25 protein-coding genes and 1 rRNA gene are annotated in these 25,074 nt (G+C 42.7%); 6 read left to right on the top strand and 20 right to left on the bottom strand.

The features are described from left to right. Positions 1-6: 6 nt before the first annotated feature. A 5S ribosomal RNA gene (rrf, locus tag EAE91_RS20350) occupies positions 7-122 on the top strand. Positions 123-372: 250 nt separating this feature from the next. Here rrf and EAE91_RS20345 read toward each other — a convergent pair. The 4 genes from EAE91_RS20345 to acs form a co-directional block, all read right to left on the bottom strand. Then, positions 373-1,950, bottom strand: coding sequence for a phosphoethanolamine transferase family protein (locus tag EAE91_RS20345; protein WP_214090080.1), 1,578 nt, complete (start codon positions 1,948-1,950; stop codon positions 373-375). Positions 1,951-2,103: 153 nt separating this feature from the next. Next, positions 2,104-3,753: a cation/acetate symporter ActP gene (actP, locus tag EAE91_RS20340; RefSeq protein WP_214090079.1), complete on the bottom strand. Its 1,650-nt coding sequence runs from the start codon at positions 3,751-3,753 to the stop codon at positions 2,104-2,106. Beyond that, positions 3,750-4,061 (bottom strand): DUF485 domain-containing protein, encoded by a 312-nt coding sequence (locus EAE91_RS20335; protein WP_214090078.1) that lies wholly within the window; start codon positions 4,059-4,061, stop codon positions 3,750-3,752. Before EAE91_RS20335 ends, actP begins: the two co-directional genes overlap by 4 nt. A 63-nt stretch (positions 4,062-4,124) precedes the next feature. Next, a complete protein-coding gene (acs, locus tag EAE91_RS20330) occupies positions 4,125-6,080 on the bottom strand; it encodes an acetate--CoA ligase (RefSeq protein ID WP_214090077.1) in 1,956 nt (651 codons plus the stop codon). Positions 6,081-6,453: 373 nt separating this feature from the next. Between acs and sodA the strand changes: the two genes are divergently transcribed. The 4 genes from sodA to EAE91_RS20310 all read left to right on the top strand — a co-directional run bounded on the left by sodA (position 6,454) and on the right by EAE91_RS20310 (position 8,959). After that, complete coding sequence (gene sodA / locus EAE91_RS20325) at positions 6,454-7,080, top strand: superoxide dismutase [Mn] (RefSeq protein WP_214090076.1); 627 nt, start codon at positions 6,454-6,456, stop codon at positions 7,078-7,080. 118 nt (positions 7,081-7,198) lie between these two features. Continuing rightward, positions 7,199-7,870, top strand: a complete 672-nt coding sequence (yiiM, locus tag EAE91_RS20320; RefSeq protein ID WP_214090075.1) for a 6-hydroxyaminopurine reductase — start codon at positions 7,199-7,201, stop codon at positions 7,868-7,870. 305 nt (positions 7,871-8,175) lie between these two features. Next, complete coding sequence (locus tag EAE91_RS20315; RefSeq protein WP_214090074.1) at positions 8,176-8,766, top strand: RNA polymerase factor sigma-70; 591 nt, start codon at positions 8,176-8,178, stop codon at positions 8,764-8,766. Then, a complete protein-coding gene (locus EAE91_RS20310; RefSeq protein ID WP_214052050.1) occupies positions 8,759-8,959 on the top strand; it encodes an anti-sigma factor family protein in 201 nt (66 codons plus the stop codon). The genes EAE91_RS20315 and EAE91_RS20310 overlap by 8 nt, the downstream gene beginning before the upstream one ends. 10 nt (positions 8,960-8,969) lie before the next feature. Here the strand turns inward: EAE91_RS20310 and EAE91_RS20305 are convergent, their stop codons facing one another. The 15 genes from EAE91_RS20305 to pilM all read right to left on the bottom strand — a co-directional run bounded on the left by EAE91_RS20305 (position 8,970) and on the right by pilM (position 21,548). After that, positions 8,970-9,449 carry a DoxX family protein gene (locus EAE91_RS20305; protein ID WP_214090073.1) on the bottom strand — a complete coding sequence of 160 codons (480 nt, stop codon included), beginning with the start codon at positions 9,447-9,449 and terminating at the stop codon, positions 8,970-8,972. Position 9,450: 1 nt separating this feature from the next. Beyond that, positions 9,451-10,200, bottom strand: coding sequence for an HvfC/BufC N-terminal domain-containing protein (locus EAE91_RS20300; protein ID WP_214090072.1), 750 nt, complete (start codon positions 10,198-10,200; stop codon positions 9,451-9,453). Further along, positions 10,169-11,092: an MNIO family bufferin maturase gene (bufB, locus tag EAE91_RS20295; RefSeq protein ID WP_214090071.1), complete on the bottom strand. Its 924-nt coding sequence runs from the start codon at positions 11,090-11,092 to the stop codon at positions 10,169-10,171. The genes EAE91_RS20300 and bufB overlap by 32 nt, the downstream gene beginning before the upstream one ends. Before the next feature lie 27 nt (positions 11,093-11,119). Continuing rightward, positions 11,120-11,413 carry a BufA1 family periplasmic bufferin-type metallophore gene (locus EAE91_RS20290; RefSeq protein WP_036779464.1) on the bottom strand — a complete coding sequence of 98 codons (294 nt, stop codon included), beginning with the start codon at positions 11,411-11,413 and terminating at the stop codon, positions 11,120-11,122. Between the two features lie 685 nt (positions 11,414-12,098). Beyond that, positions 12,099-13,136, bottom strand: a complete 1,038-nt coding sequence (trpS, locus tag EAE91_RS20285; protein ID WP_214090070.1) for a tryptophan--tRNA ligase — start codon at positions 13,134-13,136, stop codon at positions 12,099-12,101. A 4-nt stretch (positions 13,137-13,140) separates the two neighbouring features. Further along, positions 13,141-13,845 carry a phosphoglycolate phosphatase gene (locus EAE91_RS20280; protein WP_214090069.1) on the bottom strand — a complete coding sequence of 235 codons (705 nt, stop codon included), beginning with the start codon at positions 13,843-13,845 and terminating at the stop codon, positions 13,141-13,143. Next, positions 13,835-14,515, bottom strand: coding sequence for a ribulose-phosphate 3-epimerase (gene rpe / locus EAE91_RS20275; protein ID WP_214090068.1), 681 nt, complete (start codon positions 14,513-14,515; stop codon positions 13,835-13,837). The genes EAE91_RS20280 and rpe overlap by 11 nt, the downstream gene beginning before the upstream one ends. A 61-nt stretch (positions 14,516-14,576) precedes the next feature. Further along, positions 14,577-15,389, bottom strand: a complete 813-nt coding sequence (gene dam, locus EAE91_RS20270; RefSeq protein ID WP_214090067.1) for an adenine-specific DNA-methyltransferase — start codon at positions 15,387-15,389, stop codon at positions 14,577-14,579. Between the two features lie 83 nt (positions 15,390-15,472). Continuing rightward, the gene (locus EAE91_RS20265; protein WP_214090066.1) at positions 15,473-16,399 is read right to left on the bottom strand and encodes an SPOR domain-containing protein; all 927 of its coding nucleotides are present in this window, start codon (positions 16,397-16,399) and stop codon (positions 15,473-15,475) included. Between the two features lie 166 nt (positions 16,400-16,565). Beyond that, positions 16,566-17,666: a 3-dehydroquinate synthase gene (gene aroB / locus EAE91_RS20260; RefSeq protein WP_214090065.1), complete on the bottom strand. Its 1,101-nt coding sequence runs from the start codon at positions 17,664-17,666 to the stop codon at positions 16,566-16,568. Positions 17,667-17,713: 47 nt separating this feature from the next. Further along, positions 17,714-18,235 (bottom strand): shikimate kinase AroK, encoded by a 522-nt coding sequence (gene aroK, locus EAE91_RS20255; protein ID WP_036779445.1) that lies wholly within the window; start codon positions 18,233-18,235, stop codon positions 17,714-17,716. Between the two features lie 369 nt (positions 18,236-18,604). After that, positions 18,605-19,639 carry a type IV pilus secretin PilQ gene (gene pilQ / locus EAE91_RS20250; RefSeq protein WP_214090064.1) on the bottom strand — a complete coding sequence of 345 codons (1,035 nt, stop codon included), beginning with the start codon at positions 19,637-19,639 and terminating at the stop codon, positions 18,605-18,607. Next, entirely contained in the window at positions 19,632-20,177 is a 546-nt protein-coding gene (locus tag EAE91_RS20245; RefSeq protein WP_214090063.1) for a hypothetical protein, read from the bottom strand. Before EAE91_RS20245 ends, pilQ begins: the two co-directional genes overlap by 8 nt. Further along, on the bottom strand, positions 20,164-20,715 hold the full coding sequence (locus EAE91_RS20240) for a PilN domain-containing protein (RefSeq protein ID WP_214090062.1): 552 nt from the start codon (positions 20,713-20,715) through the stop codon (positions 20,164-20,166). The genes EAE91_RS20245 and EAE91_RS20240 overlap by 14 nt, the downstream gene beginning before the upstream one ends. A 2-nt stretch (positions 20,716-20,717) precedes the next feature. Beyond that, the gene (pilM, locus tag EAE91_RS20235; protein WP_214090061.1) at positions 20,718-21,548 is read right to left on the bottom strand and encodes a pilus assembly protein PilM; all 831 of its coding nucleotides are present in this window, start codon (positions 21,546-21,548) and stop codon (positions 20,718-20,720) included. 119 nt (positions 21,549-21,667) lie between these two features. On the opposite strand from pilM, the gene mrcA reads away from it, so the two are divergent. Next, positions 21,668-24,196: a peptidoglycan glycosyltransferase/peptidoglycan DD-transpeptidase MrcA gene (gene mrcA / locus EAE91_RS20230; RefSeq protein ID WP_214090060.1), complete on the top strand. Its 2,529-nt coding sequence runs from the start codon at positions 21,668-21,670 to the stop codon at positions 24,194-24,196. 42 nt (positions 24,197-24,238) lie between these two features. Here the strand turns inward: mrcA and nudE are convergent, their stop codons facing one another. Further along, the gene (gene nudE / locus EAE91_RS20225; protein WP_214090059.1) at positions 24,239-24,787 is read right to left on the bottom strand and encodes an ADP compounds hydrolase NudE; all 549 of its coding nucleotides are present in this window, start codon (positions 24,785-24,787) and stop codon (positions 24,239-24,241) included. Positions 24,788-25,074 lie beyond the last annotated feature (287 nt).

Raw genomic sequence — 25,074 nt, 5'->3', positions numbered from 1 at the left:
AATATGCCTGGCGGCGATAGCGCGGTGGTCCCACCTGACCCCATGCCGAACTCAGCAGTGAAACGCCGTAGCGCCGATGGTAGTGTGGGGTCTCCCCATGTGAGAGTAGGACACTGCCAGGCTTTAAATACAGTAGAAACCCTCAGCGTAAGCTGGGGGTTTTTGCGTATTAAGGTATGTATCATTTTGTTTGCTTATATTATCTGGTTACTACTTCTATTCGTATTCTCAGGGCTACCTACAATACAATGGCTGACTTGAATGAGAGTCAATAGTAGATTTACGTTTTCTTATGCCCAGAGTATGCCTATAAATAGTGTATTTATGGTTGATATCATGGCTAAGATACTTGGATATTGAAATTTAAGTCATTTACCTAAAGTTTTTGATATCTTTCTCATCAGAAAGCTCGCTATATTTCATCAGGTTTTTATTCCCATCGATCACCATTAGCTCTTTCTGTGATTTAAAACAATTGCTTAATGGTGAACGGCAGTATTCTGGAGATTTATGATAAATACCTAGCCAATCACTGATAAGGTAATAATTATCTGAAGTTGAGAAAGGGATATTTATTACACCAGTATGACGATATCTTGGATTAACATTATCGTTATACCAGATAAATAAGGGGATATTATAAGCTTCTTTTCGAGGATGACTAACTCCGTGGTGATAATGAATGTCACCGTTTTTATCTAAACGTTGTAATCCATGATCTGAAAAATAGAGAATAGATGCTTTATAATCTTTGATTTTATTAATAATTTTCTCTATTAGCTGATCTGTATAAGCTATTGAGCTGTCATAGCAATTATCATCTTCGTTCGATGAAAAAGATACCAGTTTATTTTCGGGAAATCGGTTACAGGATGGTTCATGACTACCATAGATATGCATAATAATAAATTTTTTACCTTTCTGTTTTAGCGCATCATCTAAATAGGGTAGTAACTCTTCATCATATCCAATATATTCATTCCATTTTTGGCTTTCAGCCATATTAGCAATAATTGTGATCAGGCTATTACTTTTACCTGACCTTCCTTGGTTACTTATCCAAGTTGTCTTAAATCCTGCATCTTTAGCTAAAGATATAATATTGTCGGCATAATGAACCTTATTTCTGAGCTGATATAGAGTAATATTAGAAAGCGAAATAGGTAAGGATAATATAGTCACTGGAGCTGGAGAAATAGCTTGATTGAATATCAACATATTTCTCTGCATCGTGTCCAATGTTGGTGTTGTGGTTTTGTTATAACCGTACAGAGACATACGATCTCTTCTTGCTGATTCTCCTATCATCAATATGTAAATATCAATATCTTTATCTTCTTTTACATAATTAAAATTAACTTTAACAGAAGAAATATTTTTAATTTGTTGATTTTCATATATTGCTTTTACCATTGCTGATGAGTTATAGAATGGTGTTCCCATTAAAAAGTGTTCTGATAGAATAATATCATTTGAATATTTTTTTCCTGAGATATAGTAGTCAACAGGTGCTAACAGACAGACAAAAATAAAAGCCCATAAACTAGATTTTAGTAATCTTTTGTCTATATTTTTTGATAGCCATCTAATAGACAAAAAATATATTAACAGCATGAAAATAAAGAAAAACACATAGTATTTGTTGTAGGACAACATACCTACAGCTTCATTGCTATTTGTATTAATAAAAGTATTAGCAATAGTTGAAGAAAAGCTTATCTGATGTTCATTAAAGAAGAAAAATGATGTGGATATATTAAGCGACCATAATAGAGAAATAAGTAAAACCAAAGGCTTAAGATATTTATAACAATAAAAAAATGCATTAACACTTGCTAGTAAGAAACTTAGTAATATTATTTTTAACTTATACTCATCAGATAAATCACTAGTGAAAATTATCGGTAGTAAAGAGAGAATCAAAATAATAATTGGCCATTTTTTTCGCATACAGATTAATAATTTAATTAATAAATTGAAATAAAAGAGTTAATCATTAACCTGGGATTAAAACAAGAGGTTAACTTGTGAAATAGCTCTGAATTTAGGTGGTTTCTAATGAAAATACCTCTCCCGAAGGAGAGGTTGGACATAAAAATGTAATTAATGTGCTTTTCCTTGTGCGATACCAAATCCTGTTTGTGATCGAATAAACTGGATTCTAAATTGTTCTCTTTCCTGCATACCTTGTTGTGAATTATCGGTGATAGAAAATAGCCATGAACCAATAAAAGCGGTAATCATTGAAAATAATGCTGGATATTCATAAGGATAGATTGGTTTCTCGTGACCAAGAATGCTAACCCAGATTGTTGGGCCGAGAATCATCAAAACTACTGCTGTAATTAATCCTAGCCAACCTCCTACTAAGGCTCCACGGGTAGTGAGTTTACGCCAGTACATAGATAAAAGAATAATTGGGAAGTTACAGCTTGCAGCAATAGAAAATGCCAATCCAACCATGAAGGCTATATTCTGGTTTTCAAATAAAATTCCTAATCCGATTGCGATAAACCCAAGTATCACAACTGTTATTTTTGATACTTTCAGTTCATCTCGTTCATTGGCTTTACCACGTTTAATGGCATTTGCATATAGGTCATGTGATACCGCTGATGCACCAGCCAGCGTTAGCCCCGCAACAACGGCAAGAATTGTGGCAAAAGCGACAGCAGATATAAAACCCAAGAATAAGTTGCCTCCAACTGCATTAGCGAGGTGAACGGCTGCCATGTTAGTACCACCAATGAGTGCGCCGGTAGCATCTTTAAAGGAAGGGTTTGGACTAACCAGTAAAATAGCGCCGAAACCGATGATAAAGGTCAGAATGTAAAAATAACCAATAAAGCCGGTAGCGTAGAAAACACTCTTTCGGGCCTCTTTCGCATCACTTACAGTAAAGAAGCGCATAATAATATGAGGTAAACCGGCAGTACCAAACATCAATGCGAGACCTAGAGAAAGTGCGGATATTGGGTCAGATACCAACCCTCCTGGACTCATGATGGCTTCACCTCTTGAGTGAACAGCAATGGCTTCTTTAAATAGCGTATTGAAATTGAAGTTTACTGTTTTCATGACCATAAGGGCCATAAAGGTGGCACCAGCTAGCAACAGGATAGCTTTGATAATTTGTACCCAGGTCGTTGCGAGCATACCGCCAAACAGAACATAAAGTACCATCAGGATACCAACCAATACGACCGCTACATGGTAATTAAGCCCAAAAAGCAATTCGATAAGTTTACCTGCCCCGACCATCTGAGCGATAAGATAAAGGGCGACGACAAACAGTGAACCAATTGCAGATAACGTACGGATTGGGCGTTGCTGTAACCGGTAAGAAGCGACATCAGCAAAAGTATAGCGTCCAAGGTTTCTTAATCTTTCGGCAATCAGAAATAGGATAATAGGCCAGCCAATCAAGAAACCGATAGAGTAAATTAGTCCATCATAACCAGACGTATAGACTAAGGCAGAAATGCCGAGGAATGATGCTGCGGACATAAAATCTCCCGCGATTGCCATTCCATTTTGAAAACCAGTAATACGTCCACCTGCCGTGTAGTAATCAGTACGGGAGCGTGTTTTTTTTGAGGCCCAGTAAGTGATATAGAGTGTAAAACCAACAAACAGGACAAACATGATGATGGCCTGAATGTTGATAGGTTGCTTTTCTCCAGTTTCAGAGATTACGTTAGCCCAAGAGGGATGAGGAAATAGCACTATCGCTAATAACAGGAACTTTTTCATTTCTTTACCTCACTGAGAATTTGTGAAGTAAGGTGATCAAACTCGTTATTGGCTCTGATTACATATAAGCCGGTTAAGATGAATGAAATAACAATTAAACCAATACCAACCGGTATTCCACGGGTAATACTGGAATCGTTATAAAGGGGAGTACCTAGCCATTCGGGGGCAAATGCAATGAGAAAAATAAAACCGACATACAGAATTAATGTGATTATTGATAGCAACCATGCAAAACGTCCTCGCTTTTCAACCAATTCTTTGAAACGAGGGTTATTCTCGATCCCTAGATAAATATCGTCATTCATCGGAGTATATCCTCTTCTATTTATTATATTTTGATTACAGCCGCCTTCCGGCGGCATGATCTGTCACGAAATACTCATTGTTTGTTTTTCTTCCAACAATTTTTCTACTACTCCTGGATCTGCTAGCGTTGAAATGTCTCCTAGATTGCTGGTATCGCCGGAGGCTATTTTGCGCAGGATACGACGCATAATTTTTCCTGAACGGGTTTTTGGTAAGGAGTCTGTCCAATGTAGGATATCTGGTGTAGCGATTGGGCCGATTTCTTTACGTACCCAATTACGGACTTCTGTATAGAGTTCTGGGGAGGGTTCTTCACCGTGATTCAAGGTGACATAGGCATAAATTGCCTGCCCTTTAATATTATGTGGGGTGCCTACGACAGCAGCTTCTGCAATTTTAGGATGGGAGACCAAAGCAGATTCAATTTCAGCAGTACCTAGACGGTGGCCGGAAATATTCAGCACATCATCAACACGGCCGGTTATCCAATAGTAGCCATCTTCATCACGGCGTGCGCCATCACCACTAAAATACATTCCCTTAAAGGTAGAGAAATAGGTTTGTTCGAAACGGTCATGATCGCCAAATAGTGAGCGTGCTTGTCCTGGCCAAGAATCGGTAATAACCAGGTTTCCTTCACAAACACCTTCTAGCAGTTCACCAAGATTATCAACCAACGCGGGCTGAACACCGAAGAAAGGTAGCGTTGCGGAACCTGCTTTTAGTTCGGTTGCGCCAGGCAGTGGTGTGATCATGAAGCCACCAGTTTCTGTTTGCCACCAGGTATCGACAATCGGGCATTTGCTGTTACCAATTTTCTGGTAATACCATTCCCAAGCTTCCGGGTTAATCGGCTCGCCAACTGATCCCATAATCCGCAGAGAAGTACGTTTCGTTCCTTCAATGGCTTTGTCACCTTCAGCCATCAGGGCACGAATCGCTGTGGGTGCTGTGTACAGGATATTTACCTGGTGTTTATCTATAACCTGGCTCAGACGGTTAACCGCAGGATAGTTCGGTACGCCTTCAAACATTAGAGTAATAGCGCCGCAGGAAAGGGGGCCGTAGAGCAGGTAGCTATGCCCGGTAACCCATCCCACATCTGCTGTGCACCAATAGACTTCCCCGGGCTGATAGTCGAATACATATTTAAATGTTAGAGATGCATATACAAGGTAACCTCCAGTAGTGTGCAGTACACCTTTAGGTTTACCGGTAGAACCTGAGGTATAGAGGATAAACAGTGGGTCTTCTGCATTCATCTCTTCAACGGGACAATCAGCACTAGCGTCTGCGACCAATTCATGCCACCAAAGGTCACGGCCGGGTTGCCAGTGACCAATATTTCCAGTACGTTTAAAAACGATCACATTGGATACGTTGACAACGGCTGCATTATTTAATGCGTCATCAACATTCTTTTTCAGGGGAATGGTGCGTCCGGCTCTCAATCCTTCATCGGCGGTAATGACCAATTTGGTGTTTGAATCGATGATACGCCCGGATACGGCATCAGGAGAAAAACCTGCGAAAATAACAGAGTGAATAGCACCAATGCGGGCACATGCCAGCATGGCAACCGCTGCTTCTGGCACCATCGGCATGTAAATAGCTACAACATCGCCTTTTTTAATATCCAGATTTTTCAATATATTAGCGAACTGACATACATCATGATGTAGTTCACGATAGGTTATTGTTTTGGATTCTGTTGGATCATCACCTTCCCAGATAATAGCGGTTTGATCACCACGTTCTTTTAGATGACGATCAAGACAATTTGCGCTTAAGTTTAGTGTTCCATCTTCAAACCAGCGGATATTGATATGCCCAGGATCAAAAGAGGTATTTTTTACCTTGGTGTAAGGTTTAATCCAGTCAATAATTTTGCCTTTCTCGCCCCAGAACCTTTCGGGATCTTGTAACGATAATTGGTAATCTTGTTGATATTGTTGTTTATTCATCAGGGCATGTTCTGCAATGTAGGCAGGAATAGGGTGCTTCATTATTTTGGTCATGTAATATTCTCCTTGCGAATGTTAATATTATGTCAAATCAAAGTTAACTAAAGTGTAAAGAGAATTTTTGTTTTTTTTTTGCGCGGAAGATCACGCAATAAAAAGAATATTTTTCACGTGATTGTCATTTAGTGTGGCGGGTTTCTTTAGGTTTAATTGCTAACCAAAAATAGTAATTCAAAATCCTAATCCAATAATAATGTTAAATATAGATAAATTGACTGATAAGTCACTGAAACACAGTTGTATAATAAAACCATAATGAGAATATGGTATTGATAAACATTTCCAATAATATTTAATTAACTATAATGATCACGTTGTTCACAAGGTGTGGACTTTGAACCATTCTTATATGACTGGAGTACATGATATGAGCTATTCATTACCTTCTCTTCCTTATTCTTATGAAGCTCTGGAACCTCATTTTGATAAGCAGACGATGGAAATCCACCATACCAAGCATCATCAGACTTACGTCAATAATACCAATAGCGCCTTGGAAGCTTTCCCTGAGCTGGTGGGGCTGGATATTGATGATCTGATTCAGCAATTAGATAAGATACCTGCTGATAAACGTACTTTTGTACGTAACAATGCTGGTGGACACGCTAACCATAGCTTGTTTTGGAAAGGTCTGAAATTAGGTACAACTTTGCAAGGCCCATTAAAAGAAGCTATTGAACGTGACTTCGGTAGCATAGATTCTTTTAAAGAGAAATTTGAGCAAGCAGCGGCTACCCGTTTTGGTTCTGGCTGGGCGTGGTTAGTACTGAAAGATGATGGCAAACTGGCGGTTGTATCGACTGCTAACCAGGATAGCCCATTAATGGGTGAAGCTATTTCTGGTGCATCTGGTTATCCGATTATTGGTCTGGATGTTTGGGAACATGCTTATTACTTACAGTACCAAAACCGTCGTCCTGACTATATTAAAGCGTTCTGGAGCGTTGTTAACTGGGATGAAGCAGCAATACGTTATCAGGAAAAAGTGAAATAATTTGCTGAATAATTTCTCTTTTCTGCTATGCCGGCTGATATGATTGCCGGCATTTTTATTGGTTGAATGTTAGTTTATGATGGTGATGTCAGACTGATTTCAATAAGGAAAGTGCATTATGTATTGTCCGCAGGTATATACAGGTAAAATTGAAATATCAGGAAAACTTTCTGCCAGCGCAATTAACAAACGGATGGTTGATGGTAGCTTGTGTCTGACTTCTCTAGGATTAGAAGGTGATGAGCAGGCTGAAACCCGTTTCCACGGCGGTCCTGATCGTGCACTTTGTCATTATCCTCGTGAACACTATGATTTCTGGAAACATCAATTCCCTGATCAAGAAGATTTTTTTATTGCTCCGGCATTTGGTGAAAATATTTCCACAACGGGGTTAACTGAAGAAAATGTTTGTATTGGCGATATTTTCAGTTGGGGAGGAGCAATGATTCAGGTAACTCAGCCTCGTTCGCCTTGCTACAAACTTAATTCTCATTCCGGTATCAGCAATTTTTCTGCCATTATGCAGGAAAGTGGCCGTTGTGGCTGGCTTTATAGAATTATTGCCAGAGGAAATGTTAGCCCAGATGAGCCTCTCGTTCTTGTTTCCCGTAATAGTGATGTTTTAGTTAAAGAAGCGATAGCGATTGCTTTTAATATGCCATTTGATGAGGAACAATATCGTCGGCTGATGAGTGCCGCAGGGTTATCTGCTAGTTGGAGCCTGACTATGCAAAAGCGGGTGATGTTTGGAAAGATTGAGGATTTTAACCGTAGGTTATTCGGGAAATAATAAAATGTGCACGTGGTGAACGTGCACATTTCAGATTGCTGACCTTTAGCATCGTGACTATCTATCACTGCCAGCTTTTCGCCAATGATAAAGTGAAAAAGTTTTTACTGGCAGTTTGCATGGACAGTGACTTACTCCTGCCGCTATCATCACTTGTGATTGAGAAGCGGGAGCAAGCCACTTTAGAGTTACCTCTGTTCCCCAAACGGTCCCTAAGTCATGCGAGTGAATTTAAACGATTCCGCCAAAATGGTGTTTCGTAATACCCGGTTATCCCGAACAATCCTGTTGAGATAGAAACTAAGATGTCCGATATCAGTAACTTGCTGCGGGATCCGCAGTTTTTTTCCATGCTGCATAAACAAATGTTGCAGTTTGCCAGCTTACAGTTGAATGATTTTCATCAGGCGGAAGATGTTGTCCAAGAGGCGCTGGAAGGGGCGATGAAGAATGCCGCTTCTTTTGCCGGACGAGCCGCCTGGAAGAGTTGGGTGTTTACGATCCTGCGTAACAAAATCTCGGACGCCTTGCGTATGCGTTATCGGCACAGCAGCGTGCAACTGACTGATGATGTTGATGAGCAAAATTTCGAAGCGCTGTTTGATGAATCTGGTCACTGGCCGCGAAACGAGCATCCTCAGCGCTGGCATTTACCGGATGAGGCGGCCGAACAGGAGCAATTCTGGACGGTTTTCGAGCTTTGTTTGACACAGTTGCCAACGCAAAACGCTCGGGCATTTATGATGCGCGAATTTATTGGTCTTGAGACTCAGGAGATCTGTCAGGAGATGGCGCTCTCTGTCAGCAATCTGAATGTGATGCTCTGGCGTGCACGTATGCGTTTACGCGAATGTTTGTCACAACGCTGGTTTTCCCAGGAGGGTAAATATGCTTAGTTGTTATCAAGCTACGCGCCTGATGTCTCAGGCGCTGGATGAAAAAATTGTGCTTTCCCAACATGTTCAGTTGATGCTGCATTTGCGAATATGCGACGGGTGCCGAAATGTCAGGCAACAGCTTGCCGACCTGCGCACTATCACTTCCGCATTCGCTCGTGGCGAAAACGAGAATCAAAATAAAGTAACGTAGGGAGGGGGAATCAGGTACGATGGCGGTAAATCAGGCGATCAAGCGAAAACCTCCCACCGCCATAAGTCATCAGATACAACTGAGCCGTCAGCCAGGTAGCGTGAACAGGCCAGGCATCTGGATAAACAAATATCTGAATCACCAGCGTCATCACCATTAATGCTAGCGCGGAGAAGCGTGTCGCTAATCCGACAATCAGCAGCAGCGGAAACAAGTGTTCTGCGGTCGCGGCCATGACGGCAGCAACATCGGGTGGTAGCAGAGGGAGCTTGTACTCGCTGATAAAGAGCGACACTGAGCTGTCGGTAACGCGCGGAATCCCTAGTTGCCAGGGTGTGCTTGTCTCCAGAATATCTATGTTTAATCCCACCACTTTGCTTTGGCCCGACAGCCAGAATGTTGCGGCAAGGCTAATGCGTGCCAGAAGGGGGATAACACTTTCCTGCGCAATGTGTTGCCCTTTTAACACTAATGTTTTGAGTAATGCCATCTTAGCGCTCCGTGTTGCTATATAGAGAAAGGATCAGCTCGTAGTGCTGCATACGTTGTAAAACTGGCTGAGGCTCAAAAGTTGCATCGTCCCTGGCGGCGATATCTAGGGCTTCGGTAAGACACTGACCGGACTGTAGCATGGCAACAAATTGTATTTCCGCACGGCTGAGCAACATTATTCGCACATCGTCGTCAATGCGGCACAGTAGCATATGTTCCGGCTGGAATGGGTCCAGCGTCATCTCGTTTTCACTTTGTTGGTGTGAGGCCCACAGGCTGAAGACAGCATAATCTGAACTGAAGAGCCGTACCGAAGGATGGAGCACCATCCGCAACTGTGAGGGATCGTCAACTGGGGCCGTTTCTGCCGTCTGTTCGGTAGGGTCTGCCGCGTGTAGTGATTCAATAAACAACATTTCCAATCGGGTGAGATCGCTCAGCCAAGGCCAGTCTGCCAACGGCTGAAACGTCGCAATCCAGTCCGGCAATTGAGCGCCATAGCCCGCCAAAATAGGAGAAGAAGGCGGTTGTTGACGTATAAACTCCGCTGCCATCGCGCGGAAAAAGCGCTCTCCGAGTTGGGCGAGAAGGACGGGGCAGTTTTCGGCCAGTGCGTCGATCAGCGACGCTATGACATTATTACGATAAACCGCAAAACGTACCGCCGGATCGCTACCGTTCCAGACTGTCAGCCCCTCTGGTACCATGATGTCGGGGTCAAGAAGTGCTTGATACAGTTGTTGTTGCATGTTTCGTGTTCTCCGTAATATAACGCTGGGCATGGTTGGCTTCGTTCAACAACACGTCTAATGGTGGGATATTGCTGTCCCATTCGAGCAGGGTGGCGATCGGCCCCGTTTCACGCAGGGTCTTGTTATAAAGATCCCAGACGGGCCCGGTCACATGACTGTCGTGTGAATCAATCAGCAGCAGGTCGTTTGCCCCATCGCGGCTTTCCGTATAGCCCGCTAGATGAATTTCACCGACACAGTGAAGTGGCAGCTCGAATAGCATCTGACACGGGCAGCGATTATGGTTGACGCCACTGATATAGAGATTGTTCACGTCCAGCAGTAGTCCGCATCCGGTACGGCGTATCACCTCGGAGATAAAGTCAGTCTCGCTCATGGTTGAGACACTGAACTCGACGTAGGTGGATGGATTTTCCAGCAGAATCGAGCGACGCAGCGCATTCTGTACCTGATCGATGTGTTCGCAGACACGCGTTAGCGTGATGTCGGTATAAGGCAGCGGCAGCAGATCATTGAGAAATAGATCGTTGTGCGTCGACCAGGCAAGGTGTTCAGAAAAAACGGCTGGCTGGTAGCGTTCAACCAGCTCAGCAACACGTTGTAAGTGGGTCTGATTCAGAGGATTTTCTCCTCCGATGGACAGGCCCACGCCATGAATAGAGAGCGGATAATCCTGGCGAATGGCGGTTAGAGCTTGATGAAACGGACCACCTGCAACCAGATAATTTTCCGCATGAATTTCAAAAAAACCAATGTCGGGTTTATCGCGCAGAATAGCGCGAAAATGTTCCGGCTTTAATCCGATCCCTGCTCTGGCCGGAAGCCTATTTAGCATGAGGCGGTCAGGAGCATCACGAGAGACGCTGTGTGAGGGTAAAGAAATTGTCATCGTATGAGCTCCTGCCTGATACCGGAATTACACTTCTTTAAATGCATCCAGTTGACCAAAGCCGGTCGGAGAGGTTGGAGACTTCATTTTTACACAGGAGCCCGCGGGTACCATTTTCCAGGCGTTACCTTGATAATCCTTTTTTGAGGTACCAGCACAGGTGGTGCCTGCACCTGCTTTACAGTCGTTTTTCCCTTTCAGAGAAACGCCATAGCATTTCTCCATTTTGCTGCCGGAATCCGCCATTGCTGAAGTGCCTACCGTAATCAGCGCGCTACCTAAGGCCAGAGCCAGTAATGCTTTTGTAGTCTGTTTAGTCATAGAATGTTCCTTTTATATTGGTGTAGAAGGTGAATTACTGCTTCGCTTAAACGAGCATTTGCTTCACTCGATTAGTCGCACCACACATTAATTTCTTACAGTGAATATGAGAAAAAAAATGATTTTTTTGTAGTTAACTGATTTTTAATGACTTATTTTTTTTGAATTAGATATCGTCATGTACAATAAATAGGCTTTTTTTAGGATGTTTTCCGTATGTTCATCGTAGTAGGCGTGAAGGTGGGGAGGGTTGTGGTCGTCAGGATGCCAAAGAATTTCCGATTAAACCTGATAAAAAGCAGGCGTTAAAAGTGGTAAAAACAACGGTCAAAACCTTATAACGATTAAAAACTAAAAGGTAAAACAGCGGCCTTTAATAATGGCTTAAAATCTGCCTGTCATAAAACTATTAATGGAAAATGAACCGCTTTAATAATATTTTCAACCGCAGAATAAACTTTTTAATAAACCAGTTAAATAATCGAATATGAAAAATCGGGATACCTTAAATAGGTCAGTTTAAGCTTGCTTTACACTGTTTTAATCTGTCCAATCGTATTGCTTTTCTGTCTGATTAAGCTATCAGGTTTTTTACCAGCGATGATGTAAAAATATGCCTCGTTTTTTAAATGGATTTTTCTGTAGCTTGAAATGTGCACGTAGTGAACGTGCACATTTTATCGATTTAAGGATGGGCAATAAAGCCAACAGCTTCATATACTTTATCTAGCGTAATCTGAGCGCGGGCTTTTGCTTTCGCTGCACCTTCCGCCATGATTTTATTCAGCAGAACTTCATCGTTACGGAAGTGATGGAAACGCTCTTGTAACTCGGTCAGCATACCGGAAACGGCATCAGCAACAGCACTTTTTAAATGACCATACATCTGGCCTTCAAATTCTGCTTCCAGTTCAGGAATAGTTTTGCCAGTAACACCCGCGAGGATATCTAATAAGTTGGAAACCCCCGGCTTTTGTTCCAGATCGTAGCGAACACGAGGGGGTTCTTCTGAATCCGTGACGGCGCGTTTTATCTTTTTAGCCGCTGATTTTGGATCTTCCAACAGAGCGATAACGTTGTTGCGGTTATCATCTGATTTGGACATTTTCTTGTCTGGGTCTTGAAGAGCCATAACACGGGCACCACCTGTTGGGATAAACGGCTCTGGTACAGCGAAGATATCGCCGTAGATGGCATTAAATCGTTGAGCAATATCACGGCTCAATTCAAGATGTTGTTTCTGATCGATACCCACAGGAACCTGATTTGTTTGATATACCAAAATATCCGCAGCCATCAGTACCGGATAGTCAAACAAGCCTGCATTGATGTTTTCAGCATGACGAGCTGATTTGTCTTTAAACTGAGTCATGCGGCTGAGTTCACCGAAATAGGTATAACAGTTTAGAACCCAACTTAACTGAGCGTGTTGTGGCACATGAGATTGGACAAAAATAGTACTTTTCTCTGGGTTGATGCCACAAGCCAGGTAGAGTGCCAGTGTATCCAGAGTGCGTTTTCTCAACTCTTTTGGGTCCTGACGGACTGTAATTGCATGTTGGTCAACAATGCAATAGATGCAGTCATATTCATCCTGCATTTTAACCCACTGACGTAACGCCCCCATGTAGTTACCGATGGTTAATTCACCGGAAGGTTGTGCGCCGCTGAATACAATAGGTTTTTGGGAGTTTAGTGTTTCAGATACAGTGGGTTCATTCATTTTATTATGCTTCCTGAAGTTTTAAAGATGGGAGTCCAATTATGGATAGCAGATCCGAAAAATTCGTTAATATGCAATCTGGATTGCTTAATGCAATAGATTCACCGTAGTTATATCCATAAGTTAAACCAACACAGGGGCAACCAGCCGCTTGTGCTGCTAAAATATCATTACGGGAATCACCGACAAAGAGCAATTCTTCCTTACGCAGTCCGAATGTGCCCATTGTTAAATAAATAGGTGCCGGATGTGGCTTTTTCTCTTTAACATCATCACCACCTAACACTAATGAGAAATATTCACTGATACCTAAAGAAGCCAGCAAAGGAGCAATGAAAGGTGTTGGTTTATTGGTGATGATACCCATTGGAAAACTGTGTTTTGCCAGTTCAGCCAATGTAGCTTTAACTTCTGGGAACAGTTGACTGCCTGTTGTTACAGTTGTTTCATAGAATTGGTCAAATAGCTCACGGGTTTCTTTATGCAGTTGTGCAGTCAATTTGATTCTGGCCCATGTCAACGCCCGTTCGACCATAATATCTGCGCCGTTACCTATCCAGGCAGCAACCCGCTCTTTTCCCGCAGTAGGGAGACCTTTGGCTAACAGCGCTTGATCCAGTGCATCAGCCAAACCACCGGCGCTGTCTACCAGTGTGCCGTCTAGATCAAAAGCGATAGCACGAATACCTTTTAATACCTTACTTGCCATGAGATACCTTTGACAATTCACTACGCATATTATCAATAACAGTTTTGTAATCTGGTTGACTGAAAATGGCTGAGCCAGCAACAAACATATCTGCCCCCGCGGTTGCTGCCGCGGCAATATTGCTAGCTTTAATACCACCGTCTACCTCAAGACGGATATCATAACCGCTTTCATCAATGATTTTACGAACCTGACACAGTTTCTCTAGTGTTCCAGGGATGAAAGATTGGCCACCGAAACCGGGATTTACCGACATCAATAGAATGATATCCAGTTTATCCAGGACATAATCAAGATAACTCAATGGCGTTGCAGGATTGAATACCAAGCCAGCTTTACAACCATGTTCTTTGATGAGTTGTAAACTGCGGTCAATATGCTCACTGGTTTCTGGGTGGAAGGTAATGTAAGTTGCTCCTGCTTTGGCAAAATCAGGGATGATACGGTCAACCGGTTTTACCATCAAATGAACATCGATTGGTGCAGTGATGCCATAATCCCGCAGCGCCTGGCAGACCATAGGCCCGATAGTCAGGTTAGGGACATAATGGTTGTCCATAACATCAAAGTGAACAACATCAGCCCCGGCTGCCAGCACCTTAGCGGTATCTTCACCCAGTCGTGCAAAATTTGCAGATAAAATGGATGGGGCAATCAGAAAATCTTTCATTATCTTCTCCAAATCGTTTCTATCATCCCTTATATTGCCAGGCAAAAGGGGAGTGGATAAATCAGCGATATAATGCCAAGAGTTCGTCTACCTTACTGCGGGCAAGGATATTCCTGCTGATAGTACGACGTGCTTTGACAATATGAAGTGAAGCCTGATAGTACCATTTTCGTGTCATTGGCGTATCGTGGTTGGATATCAAAACAGGAATTGCACGTTCTGATGATAACTTAAATGCAATATTTGCCAGATTTTCCTGATCTGCAATGTTAAAACTATTGGTGTGATACGCCGTAAAGTTCGCTGTTGCTGACAAAGGAGCATAGGGGGGATCGCAATAAATAACCGAGCCTTTATGTGCGTCGTTCAACGTGTGTTGGTAGTGCTCACAGATAAAAGTCGCATTTTTAGCTTTTTCAGCAAACCAGTGTAGTTCTTCTTCAGGAAAGTAGGGCTTTTTATAACGGCCAAAAGGTACGTTAAATTTGCCATGAGAATTATAACGACAGAGGCCGTTGTAACAATGGCGATTGAGATAAAGGAATAACACGCTGCGATAGAACGGGTCAGTGCTTTGGTTAAATTGCTCCCGTAGCTGATAAAAATGTTCGGCTGTATTGTATTCTTGGGTAAACAGAGGGCGTGTGTGGACGATAAACTCATTAGCCCTGAGTTTTACCGTGTTGTACAGGTTAATCAGGTCACTGTTGATATCAGCGAGGATATAAGAATCGTAGTCTGTGTTCAAAAAGACAGAACCTGCGCCAACAAATGGCTCTATCAGACAACTACCGGCTGGCAGATGACGTTTGATGTCATCTACCAACGGGTATTTTCCACCGGCCCATTTTAAGAAAGCGCGTTTTTTTTTCATGCTGTCAATAATTACTCAATCATTCCAGAGCCGCAGATTGTACTCTGTTTAGGACAGCATATCAGCGCCTAATAAATATTGTTTTATTTTCTTAAGTCTTGTTGCACTTGCTGCATCGTTCTGACCCAAGGTTTTTTCGCCTGAATTTCGGCCGGTAGAGATGAAACCGCCCGTTTGGCTTCAGAAATGGAACGGTAATCACCATGAATTAAAACAAACCAAACTTTTCCATTACGTTTAGTTTCATAAACCTTGTAATGGGTAAGACTATACTTTTTAGCAAAAGCGGTCAGTGTATCTGAGCGGCTGGCACTACTTAATTGCAAAGTGTAGTGGTTTGCCGGGGTTTTCAATAGGTCACTACTGGTGCTGCTGACCTCATGGTTTTTACTGCTAGTATGATTTGTCGATGGTTTTGATTTAGCCGGTGTTTCTGATTTCAGTGGACGAATATTTTCCGATTTTTGCTGTACCACCGGTGGCGGTGTTACTGGCTGTGATTGTTGGGCTTGATTCAGATTTTGCACTGCGTGATTTATATTACTTTGTTGTTGAGTCAGTGCATCAGGAATATTTCCTGGTAATTCAATGCGCTGATTTTGGCTTTCGCCATTGTTGGTTTGAAGCTGATGAGGTTGAGTTGTAGTACCACTGACAGGAGGAACATGGATTTCCTGTGGCCTGTTAATTGTATTTGTGGTGTTACTCTCTGATGTTATGGGTTGATTGTTATCGTTGCTGGATGATGAACCTGATAAATCAATATTTTTCTCGGCAACATTCGGCAATTGCTGTTTTTCATGCTCAGTTGGGGCTTTTAAGGCTGAACTGATAGCAATAATCAGCAGTAGCAGCACTAAAATTCCAATGCCGAGCATCATTTGCTGACGTGAAACCGCAAATTTGGGTTTTTTTAATGGCTGACGCGAGCGTGAAGGACGGCGATCTGAGGTATCTGGCCTAAACTCATTATCTGCTCTTTGCTCATTTTCTGATTTGAATTCATCCATATGCCCTCCAAACGGAGCCAATACTGCCGATTGCAATTGAAGCCAGTCCGCCCGGCTGAATTAATTAAGATAGAAATTTGTCTGATAGAGTCATTATTTTATGACACAACAATCAAATGTATGCAAAAAAACATTTAATACAATAAGCATACAACTTACTTAAAATTTATACATTTTCATAGGGTAAACACTGACGAATAGCGTCAACAACACAATTGTGTTCAATATCTGAGCGAAGTTCGGCTTTACCTATTTTTGTTGGAAGAACCAGCCGTAATTTACCTGCTATAACTTTCTTATCTCTCATCATATGTGGCAGATAGGTTTCTGGTGGCATGTTTTGTGGCCCGTGTACCGGCAAATTTGCCCGTTCCAACAATCGGATAACACGTTGAGTATCCTGTTCAGAGAAATTATCAGCAAGTTGAGCTGTTCTTGCTGCCATGACCATTCCTGCGGCAACCGCTTCTCCATGTAACCAGACACCATATCCCATCTCTGTTTCGATGGCGTGACCAAAGGTATGACCAAGATTTAGCAGAGCACGCAAACCACTCAATTCTTTCTCATCTGCTGCGACAACATCAGCTTTCAATTCGCAGCAACGACGGATACAGTAAGCCATTGCTTGGTTGTCGAGAGCTAGAAGTTTATCCAGATTATCTTCAAGCCAGCTAAAAAATGCGCTGTCGAGAATGATACCGTACTTAATGACCTCCGCCAGACCGGAAGAGAGTTCGCGGGCTGGAAGCGTTTGCAGGCAGTTGAGATCGACCATCACAGAGGCTGGTTGATAGAATGCACCTATCATATTCTTGCCAAGGGGATGGTTTACTGCGGTTTTTCCTCCGACAGAGGAATCAACCTGGGCAAGAAGGGTGGTAGGCATTTGAATAAAACGAACACCACGTTGATAACAGGCAGCGGCAAAACCAGTTAAATCACCGATTACGCCGCCACCGAGAGCGATAAGTGTTGTGTCCCGGCTGTGGTTATTTTCCAGCAAAGCAGAAAATACGTCATTTAATACGGAAAGAGATTTGTACTGTTCACCATCAGGGAGAATCACTTCATCTACCCGAATCCCGGCTTGCTGCAAGGTGGCTTTTACTTTTGCCAAATACAACGGAGCTAGGGTTTGATTCGTTACCAGCATAACCTGCTGGCCTGCTTTTAGTGGTGCAAAAGCAGAAGGATCGTCAAATAACCCTTTTGCAATGGTAATTGGGTAACTACGTTCCCCTAAAGTGACAGTGATCTTTTCCATAAGCAGCCTTCGCCTTAATTATTTATCGCTGTACAGACTTGCTTGAATCAGTTTTTTTCCAGTAACTCAATGATTTGGTTAGCGACAACTTTAGCGCTTTGTTCATCGGTACGGATAGTGACATCAGCAATTTCCTCATATAGAGGGTTACGTTCGCTTGCTAAATTTTCTAAAACTTCACGTGCTGGTGCATCAACTTGAAGTAAGGGGCGTTTTTTATCGCGCTGGGTGCGTGCTAACTGTTTTTCAATGGTGGTTTCCAAGTAGACCACGACACCACGGGCAGACAGACGATTACGGGTTTCTCTGGATTTCACAGAGCCTCCGCCAGTCGCCAATACAATGCCTTGTTTTTCAGTGAGTTCGTTAATCACTTTTTCTTCGCGTTCGCGGAAGCCTTCTTCGCCTTCCACGTCGAATACCCAGCCCACGTCAGCTCCGGTACGTCGCTCAATTTCTTGATCGGAGTCGTAAAACTCCATATTGAGTTGCTGAGCTAACTGACGACCAATAGTGCTTTTGCCGGCACCCATAGGCCCAACCAGAAAGATATTACGTTTCTCTGCCATGTTTTTGGTATTACTAAGACTATTCGTTAATGATAACCCGCCCCGCTAATCAAATCAGCAGCGGGACCTAAACTGAAACCTCATGAGCGGTAATGTGAGATCAGATAACAAAATTATCTCAGTACATCAGCCAGTTTTGCAACTATATAAATCAATGATGAGCTTTTTGTAACGAAAGCTCTGGTTTCATTGGCTGATTATTGTGATGTTAAACCCGACCACTCAATTAGTTAACTCTTGTATGCTAAATCGGACTCAGCGTCAAATCTATAAACAGGATTAGTTGGAAAAATCTGCGCATCATCATATGGAATAGTTAAGTTTTTTATATCCAACTCACTGATATAAATGTTATATTTTTATTTGTGGCTAAATATCCATCAGTTGAGGTGTAATAAATATCACTAACTCACGTCGGCTGTGTTTATGGCCTTTTTGGTTAAATAGTGAACCGAGTAATGGGATGTCTGATAGATAAGGCACCTTCTGGGTTTGCTCGCCTTTTTTCTGTTGAAAAATTCCACCGAGAATAAGTGTTTCACCATTCTTTACAGTAACTTGAGTTATTATTTCCTGTTTGTCGATGGTCAAATTCTCACCTCCTCCTTGACTTATTGAGATCCCTGGCATGTTTTGGCTGATTTTCAGAGAGAGTCTGATTTTGTTTTTTCTCAGTATATGAGGGGTAACTTCCATACCTAGTACGGCTTCTTTAAATTGCACGGTACTTTTCTCTTTTTCTTGGCTGACGTAGGGAATATCGGAGCCTTGTTTGATGCTGGCTAGCTGTTGATGTGAGGCGGTTAGTCTTGGACTGGCGATAATATCTAGTTGGTTTTCTTGTTCTAAGGCACTGAGCTCCATTTCCAGCAGACTGGAGTGAATGCGGGCAATATTGAATGCAAATCGGTGCATATTATCGTTGGCTGCTTGGTTGATATTGAGGCGGTTTATACCCGTTGTTGCCTTAATCTGCTCTCCTATCGGCATGCCCCAATAAATACCGAGTTCATGTAGTGCTTCCCTGCTGCTAGTCACGATATGTGCCGTAATCTGCACTTGCTGCTGTGGGGTATCTATCTCTTTCAGCCAGCTTTTTATCTGTGCGATGGCGATGGGGGTATCCTGTAAAATCAGACTATTAGTTTCAGGATCAAAATCAACTTTACCCTCTTTTGTTATCAGTGCGGGTCTATTTTGCCTGAGATTCAGAGCAATTCTTTCTGCGTCTGCATAGTGTAATACGGTTGAGAGGGACTGAATTTCGGTCTCATTGACCGATTGATCAAATAACTCAACCGATTGCTCTTCTGTTTCTATCATCGGAGGAGCAAAAGGATTTCTTATGTCTGCAACAACAATAGCGGGCAGAAAAAGGATAAACAGAATAAATTTTTTAGTCATAAAATTCCTCATGTGAGGTTTCTGACAGGGTGATTTTGACGTTTAGAGATTCACCTGATGGTGAAATGGAAAGCTGTTTAATCAGCAGCGGTGGATATAACGTTTGTAACGCTTCAAGAAAACTTAGCATCTGTTCGTAGTTCAAATAAATTGTGATTTGCCAGAGCGTTTTCTCTCCTTCTTTTTTACGTTGCCACTCAAGAACTTGCGCGCCAGAATTTATCAACGGCTGTTGCAGTTGTTTTATTGCGGTAATTTTTACCGCATTTTGGCGCGGCTTACTGAGCTCATTTTCTATTTGGTTGATGTGTTGTTGTATATCTCCCAATGGCGGTAGCTGATTTAGTCGTTCATTGGCTGCTTTGGTGTTGATTTGTTCAGCTACTATTTTTTGTGTCAGGCTACTTCTCTCTTCAGCTTTCTCTTGCCAGAAGAAAAGATAAAACAGAATCAGAAATGGCATGATGATAACTTGCTGCCAGATAAACAGCAGCCAGGTTGGTTTGGCAAACCACCATAGATAGTCACTTTTTATCATTGGATATTTCCGTCTGCCAGTTAGCGTCAATAATAAATTGCCTGATTTGTTGTTCGGTGGTAGTCATCTTTTTTAGTTGAATTTCAGACAATTGCCTGTTGTTTTCAAGATTATCTAGCAGAGACGTCATGCTGGAATAATCCAGACTATTAGCAACCAGTTTTAATTGACCTGCCTGATCATCGAAAGCAGTTAACCAACTTCCTTCCGGTAATAATTCAGGCAATTCATTGAATAATTGCCAATGTTGCTGATTCTGTTTCAGCCGTGTTTGTTGTTGTTTTAATTTATAGGTCAGTTTGTTGTGAAGATTGATTGTCTCCTCTGTCTGATTTATCTGTTGTTGCAAATGTAATTGTTGCTGGCTGAGTTGTTGTAATTGCCTTTGGTACTGGTTAACCGTTTCCTGTTGTTTTAATAACGTCCAGACGAGTACTGTCAGCCACAATATCAATTGCAATAAGAGAAGAATCGCCCACCAACGATAGCGATGTTTTAGCCGGGTTTGTCGCCAAGGCAGAAAATTAACCTGATACATCGTTACTTATCATCCGGTCTGAGTGCTAAACCACCGGCTATCACATATTCCATCAGTTGAGCTGGTAGTGGTGGTTGATAGTGACGGAATGCTGCCAACATATCCCAAGAGTAAGTTCCTTCCGGTAGGGCTTCTTGTTGGTAGCTACTGTAGTAAACAGGCTGTTCAGCCATAGATGAAGCAGATAATTGACGGATAATCTGCTGTGGAGAAGTAGCCGTATTTGCTGATACCAGATCATAAGCGAAAGGGGCATTGGCAGGAGATACCCATAGCCAACCAGATTGTTGCCGGTGTAACAACCAGCTATCAGCGGGAACACCGGCATATTGCGCGATATAGCGTAGGGCGCAGGGGGCAATATCAATGGCATCTGGAAATATTCCTGCTTGTGCAAGACATTGTAGCCAGAGGTTGAGATCTTTCTGGCGAGCGGCGCTGATGTAGGCATTTTGTTCAATGATACGGTAATCCAACGCCAGTTCTCGGGTGTTAAAGGGAAATTGTTTCTCGGCACTGGCGTTGATAAACCAGCCTTGTTCCGGCTCTTTAAGATTGATATCTGGAGGTAAAATCAGACTCTTCTGCAATGTTTGTTGTACAGGTAGGGCGAGTCTGAAACTGATTTTTTTAGGTAACTCTTGGCACCATTGATTTAAGATATCACATAATATTTCTGGCTGTTGTAAACGGCCCTCTGGCATAACCGCATCAGATAAAAGATATTGCCAGCAGTGGCGAAGCTGCCAGCCATCTCGGCGTTTTATAGCTGCGACGGCGCGAAGGGTGCCATTTTGGATGTCTAATCCGACATACCATTTTGGTGAATACATGTATCGATCTCCATATCAGTAATTTTAATAAAAGACCATATTCAAGGTGCTGTGTAACCTTTATACTACGCGCCGATTGTTTATAAACCACCCGACTAACGTGGCATGGGAAATTTCAGGTGAAGTTCGTAAAGTATTTTCTAGTCTTTGTCGTGAGTTGCATTTTTCTGGGAACGGCCTCGATTTTTGGTATGTACAAATATATCGAGCCTCAGTTACCTGATGTGGCGACATTAAAGGATGTTCGATTACAGACACCAATGCAGGTGTTCAGTGCAGATGGCGAGCTTATTGCCCAATATGGTGAAAAACGCCGTATGCCTCTTGAGCTGTCCGAAATTCCACCCATTATGGTGAAGGCGTTCATTGCAACGGAGGACAGTCGTTTTTATGAGCATCATGGGGTTGATCCTGTAGGGATCATCCGGGCCGCGTCTGTTGCAATGAGTTCAGGCCATGCATCACAGGGGGCAAGTACCATTACTCAGCAACTGGCGAGAAATTTCTTTCTCACTCCTGAGAAGACGTTGATGCGTAAAATCAAGGAAGTCTTTCTGGCCATTAGGATTGAGCAATTGCTGAATAAGGATGAGATCCTCGAACTCTATCTCAATAAAATTTACCTTGGTTACCGGGCTTATGGTGTCGGGGCTGCGGCTCAAGTCTATTTTGGTAAGAGTGTCAATGAGTTGACATTGAGCGAAATAGCTATGATTGCCGGTTTGCCAAAGGCACCTTCTACGTTTAACCCGCTTTATTCGCATAGTCGGGCGATTAACCGCCGGAATGTGGTTCTGAGCCGTATGCTCAATGAGGGCTATATTACTCAGCAGCAATATAATCAAGCTAGAAGTGAAAAGTTGGTCGCTAATTACCATACGCCCCAGATTGCTTTCTCCGCACCCTATTTGTCCGAGATGGTGCGTCAGGAGATGATTGAGCGTTATGGTGAGAATGCTTATACCGACGGTTATAAAGTTTACACCACGATTACCCGTAAACTTCAATTGGCTGCCGTGGATGCGGTTCGTAATAACCTCATTGATTATGATGTGCGTCATGGTTACCGTGGAGCGCAGGAAGTATTGTGGAAAGTGGGCGAACCTGCTTGGGATCGGGAACAGATTGTCAAGAAGCTTAAGACCTTGCCAAATTATGGGCTATTAATGCCGGCTGTGGTGACCAGAGCCGGTAGTGATCAGGCGATAGTGATGTTGCCTGATGGCAGTAGTGCGGAATTGCCAATGGCGGGTGTCCGTTGGGCCAGAAAGTTCAAATCTGATAGTGCACAGGGTGCGGCTCCTCGTAGTGTGAACGAAGTAGTTCAAGTTGGTGAACAGGTTTGGGTTCGGAAAGTAAAGGATATTTGGTGGTTGGCACAAGTACCGGAAGTTAATGCTGCTTTGGTCTCTGTTGATCCGAATGATGGTGCTGTGAAGGCGTTGGTTGGTGGGTTTGATTTCAACTTGAGTAAATTTAACCGTGTCACTCAGTCGTTACGTCAGATTGGTTCCAATATTAAACCATTTCTCTATACCGCGGCGATGGATAAAGGGCTGACATTGGCTTCATTGCTGAATGACTTACCCATTAGTCGTTGGGATGCTGGAGCCGGTACTGACTGGCGTCCGAAAAACTCACCACCGGCTTATGTTGGGCCAATCCGTTTGCGTCAGGGATTAGGGCAATCAAAGAACGTTGTGATGGTGCGAGCAATGCGAGCAATGGGAGTCGATTATGCCGCTGATTACCTGCAACGGTTTGGTTTCCCGGCACAAAATATAGTACGAACAGAATCTCTGGCTTTGGGATCGCCATCATTTACACCAATGCAAATGGTACGTGGCTATTCGGTCATGTCCAATGGTGGCTATCTGATCGATCCTTACTTCATTACTAAGATTGAAAACGAAGATGGCGATGTTCTCTTTGAAGCTAAGCCTAAGATTGCGTGTCCGCAGTGCGATATTCCAGTAATTTATGGGAATACGGTACGTTCAATCGAACTTTCTGAAAACTCGATTGAGAATGTTGCTCAATCCCATGTTAGCCAGCAAGAGATATTGCCGTTACCTGAATTGGAAAGAGTACCGGTAATTGATAGTCGTGAAAATGCGCAAGAATATGCTCCTCATGTTATCAGTACTCAGTTGGCATTTTTGATCCATGATGCTTTGAATAGCAATATTTTTGGTGAGCCGGGTTGGTCAGGTACGGGTTGGCGCGCTTCACGCGATCTGAAACGTCGTGATATTGGCGGCAAAACTGGAACCACTAACAGTTCAAAAGATGCCTGGTTTTCAGGTTATGGGCCGGATATTGTCACGACAGTTTGGATTGGCTTTGATGACCACCGTAGAAGCCTTGGCCGTACAGCAGCCGGTGGCGGTGAGGCGGGTGCTAAGAGTGCGCAGCCAATTTGGGATGATTTTATGAAAGTCGCACTGGAAGGGGTTCCTGAAAAAGAAATTACACCTCCTCCGGGGGTTGTTTCTGTCGTGATAGATCGTAAGACAGGTAAACTTGCTGGCGGAGGCGGGGATACCCGTAGTGAATACTTCATTGATGGAACTCAACCTACAGAGAGTGCGGTGCAGGAAGTTGGCACAACTGTAATTGAGAATGGTGAAAGTCAGGAGTTATTCTGATGATAAAACAGGCACAACGAAGCGCTGTTGTGCCTGTAAACTTCAACGGTATTTTAAATACTTTTGTGCCAAAAATAGGGCGCAGACATTACGCGCTTCGTTGAAATCAGCGTGATCCAGTAATGACATCATATCTGCTATTGGCCAACGTATTTGTGGTAGTGGTTCAGGTTCATCTCCTTCCAGGCTTTCTGGATAGAGATTTTCAGCAATAACAATGTTCATTTTGCTGGAAAAATAGGATGGGGCCATCGTGAGTTTGGCTAATTGTTCTATTTTTCTGGCACCAAAGCTGACTTCTTCTTTTAATTCACGATTAGCTGCTTCGAAGATACTTTCCCCAGGGTCGATCGCGCCTTTAGGAAAGCCCAATTCGTACTGCTCAATGCCGACTGCATACTCACGAATAAGCAACAATTCATTCCCAATGACCGGGATTATCAGAACAGCTTCCCGATTGACCGGACGCATCCGTTCATAAACGCGTTTTACACCGTTACTGAATTCGAGATCAACTGACTGAATATGAAATAAACGTGAATGGGCAATGTCCTCTATGTTTAGGATTTTAGGGTTTTTCAGGTCATTCATAATTGCCCCTGATGGTTTGATATTGGTTGAGTTGAGTGCCTGTGCATTATTACGTCATAAATTATTTCATTAACCTTAGATTTTATGATGAAATTAGGTACACTCCATAGCTTGACTAAATATGGCCGATTATTTTGATAAATGATAGTGATTATCGCTGGTTATTGTTGTTACTGTTATCTTTATCCTCTGTGGAAATAGATCTATGTTGTAGATAGTTTAGCGTGTGATTATATAACTCTTTGTAAAATAAATTAAAAAGACAAATAGAAATAACCTAATTCAGA

The organism is Photorhabdus noenieputensis (assembly GCF_018448935.1).
GTDB lineage: Bacteria > Pseudomonadota > Gammaproteobacteria > Enterobacterales > Enterobacteriaceae > Photorhabdus > Photorhabdus noenieputensis.
The sequence above is the reverse complement of the archived record's forward strand: the minus strand, read 5'-3'. Positions and strand labels throughout refer to the sequence as shown.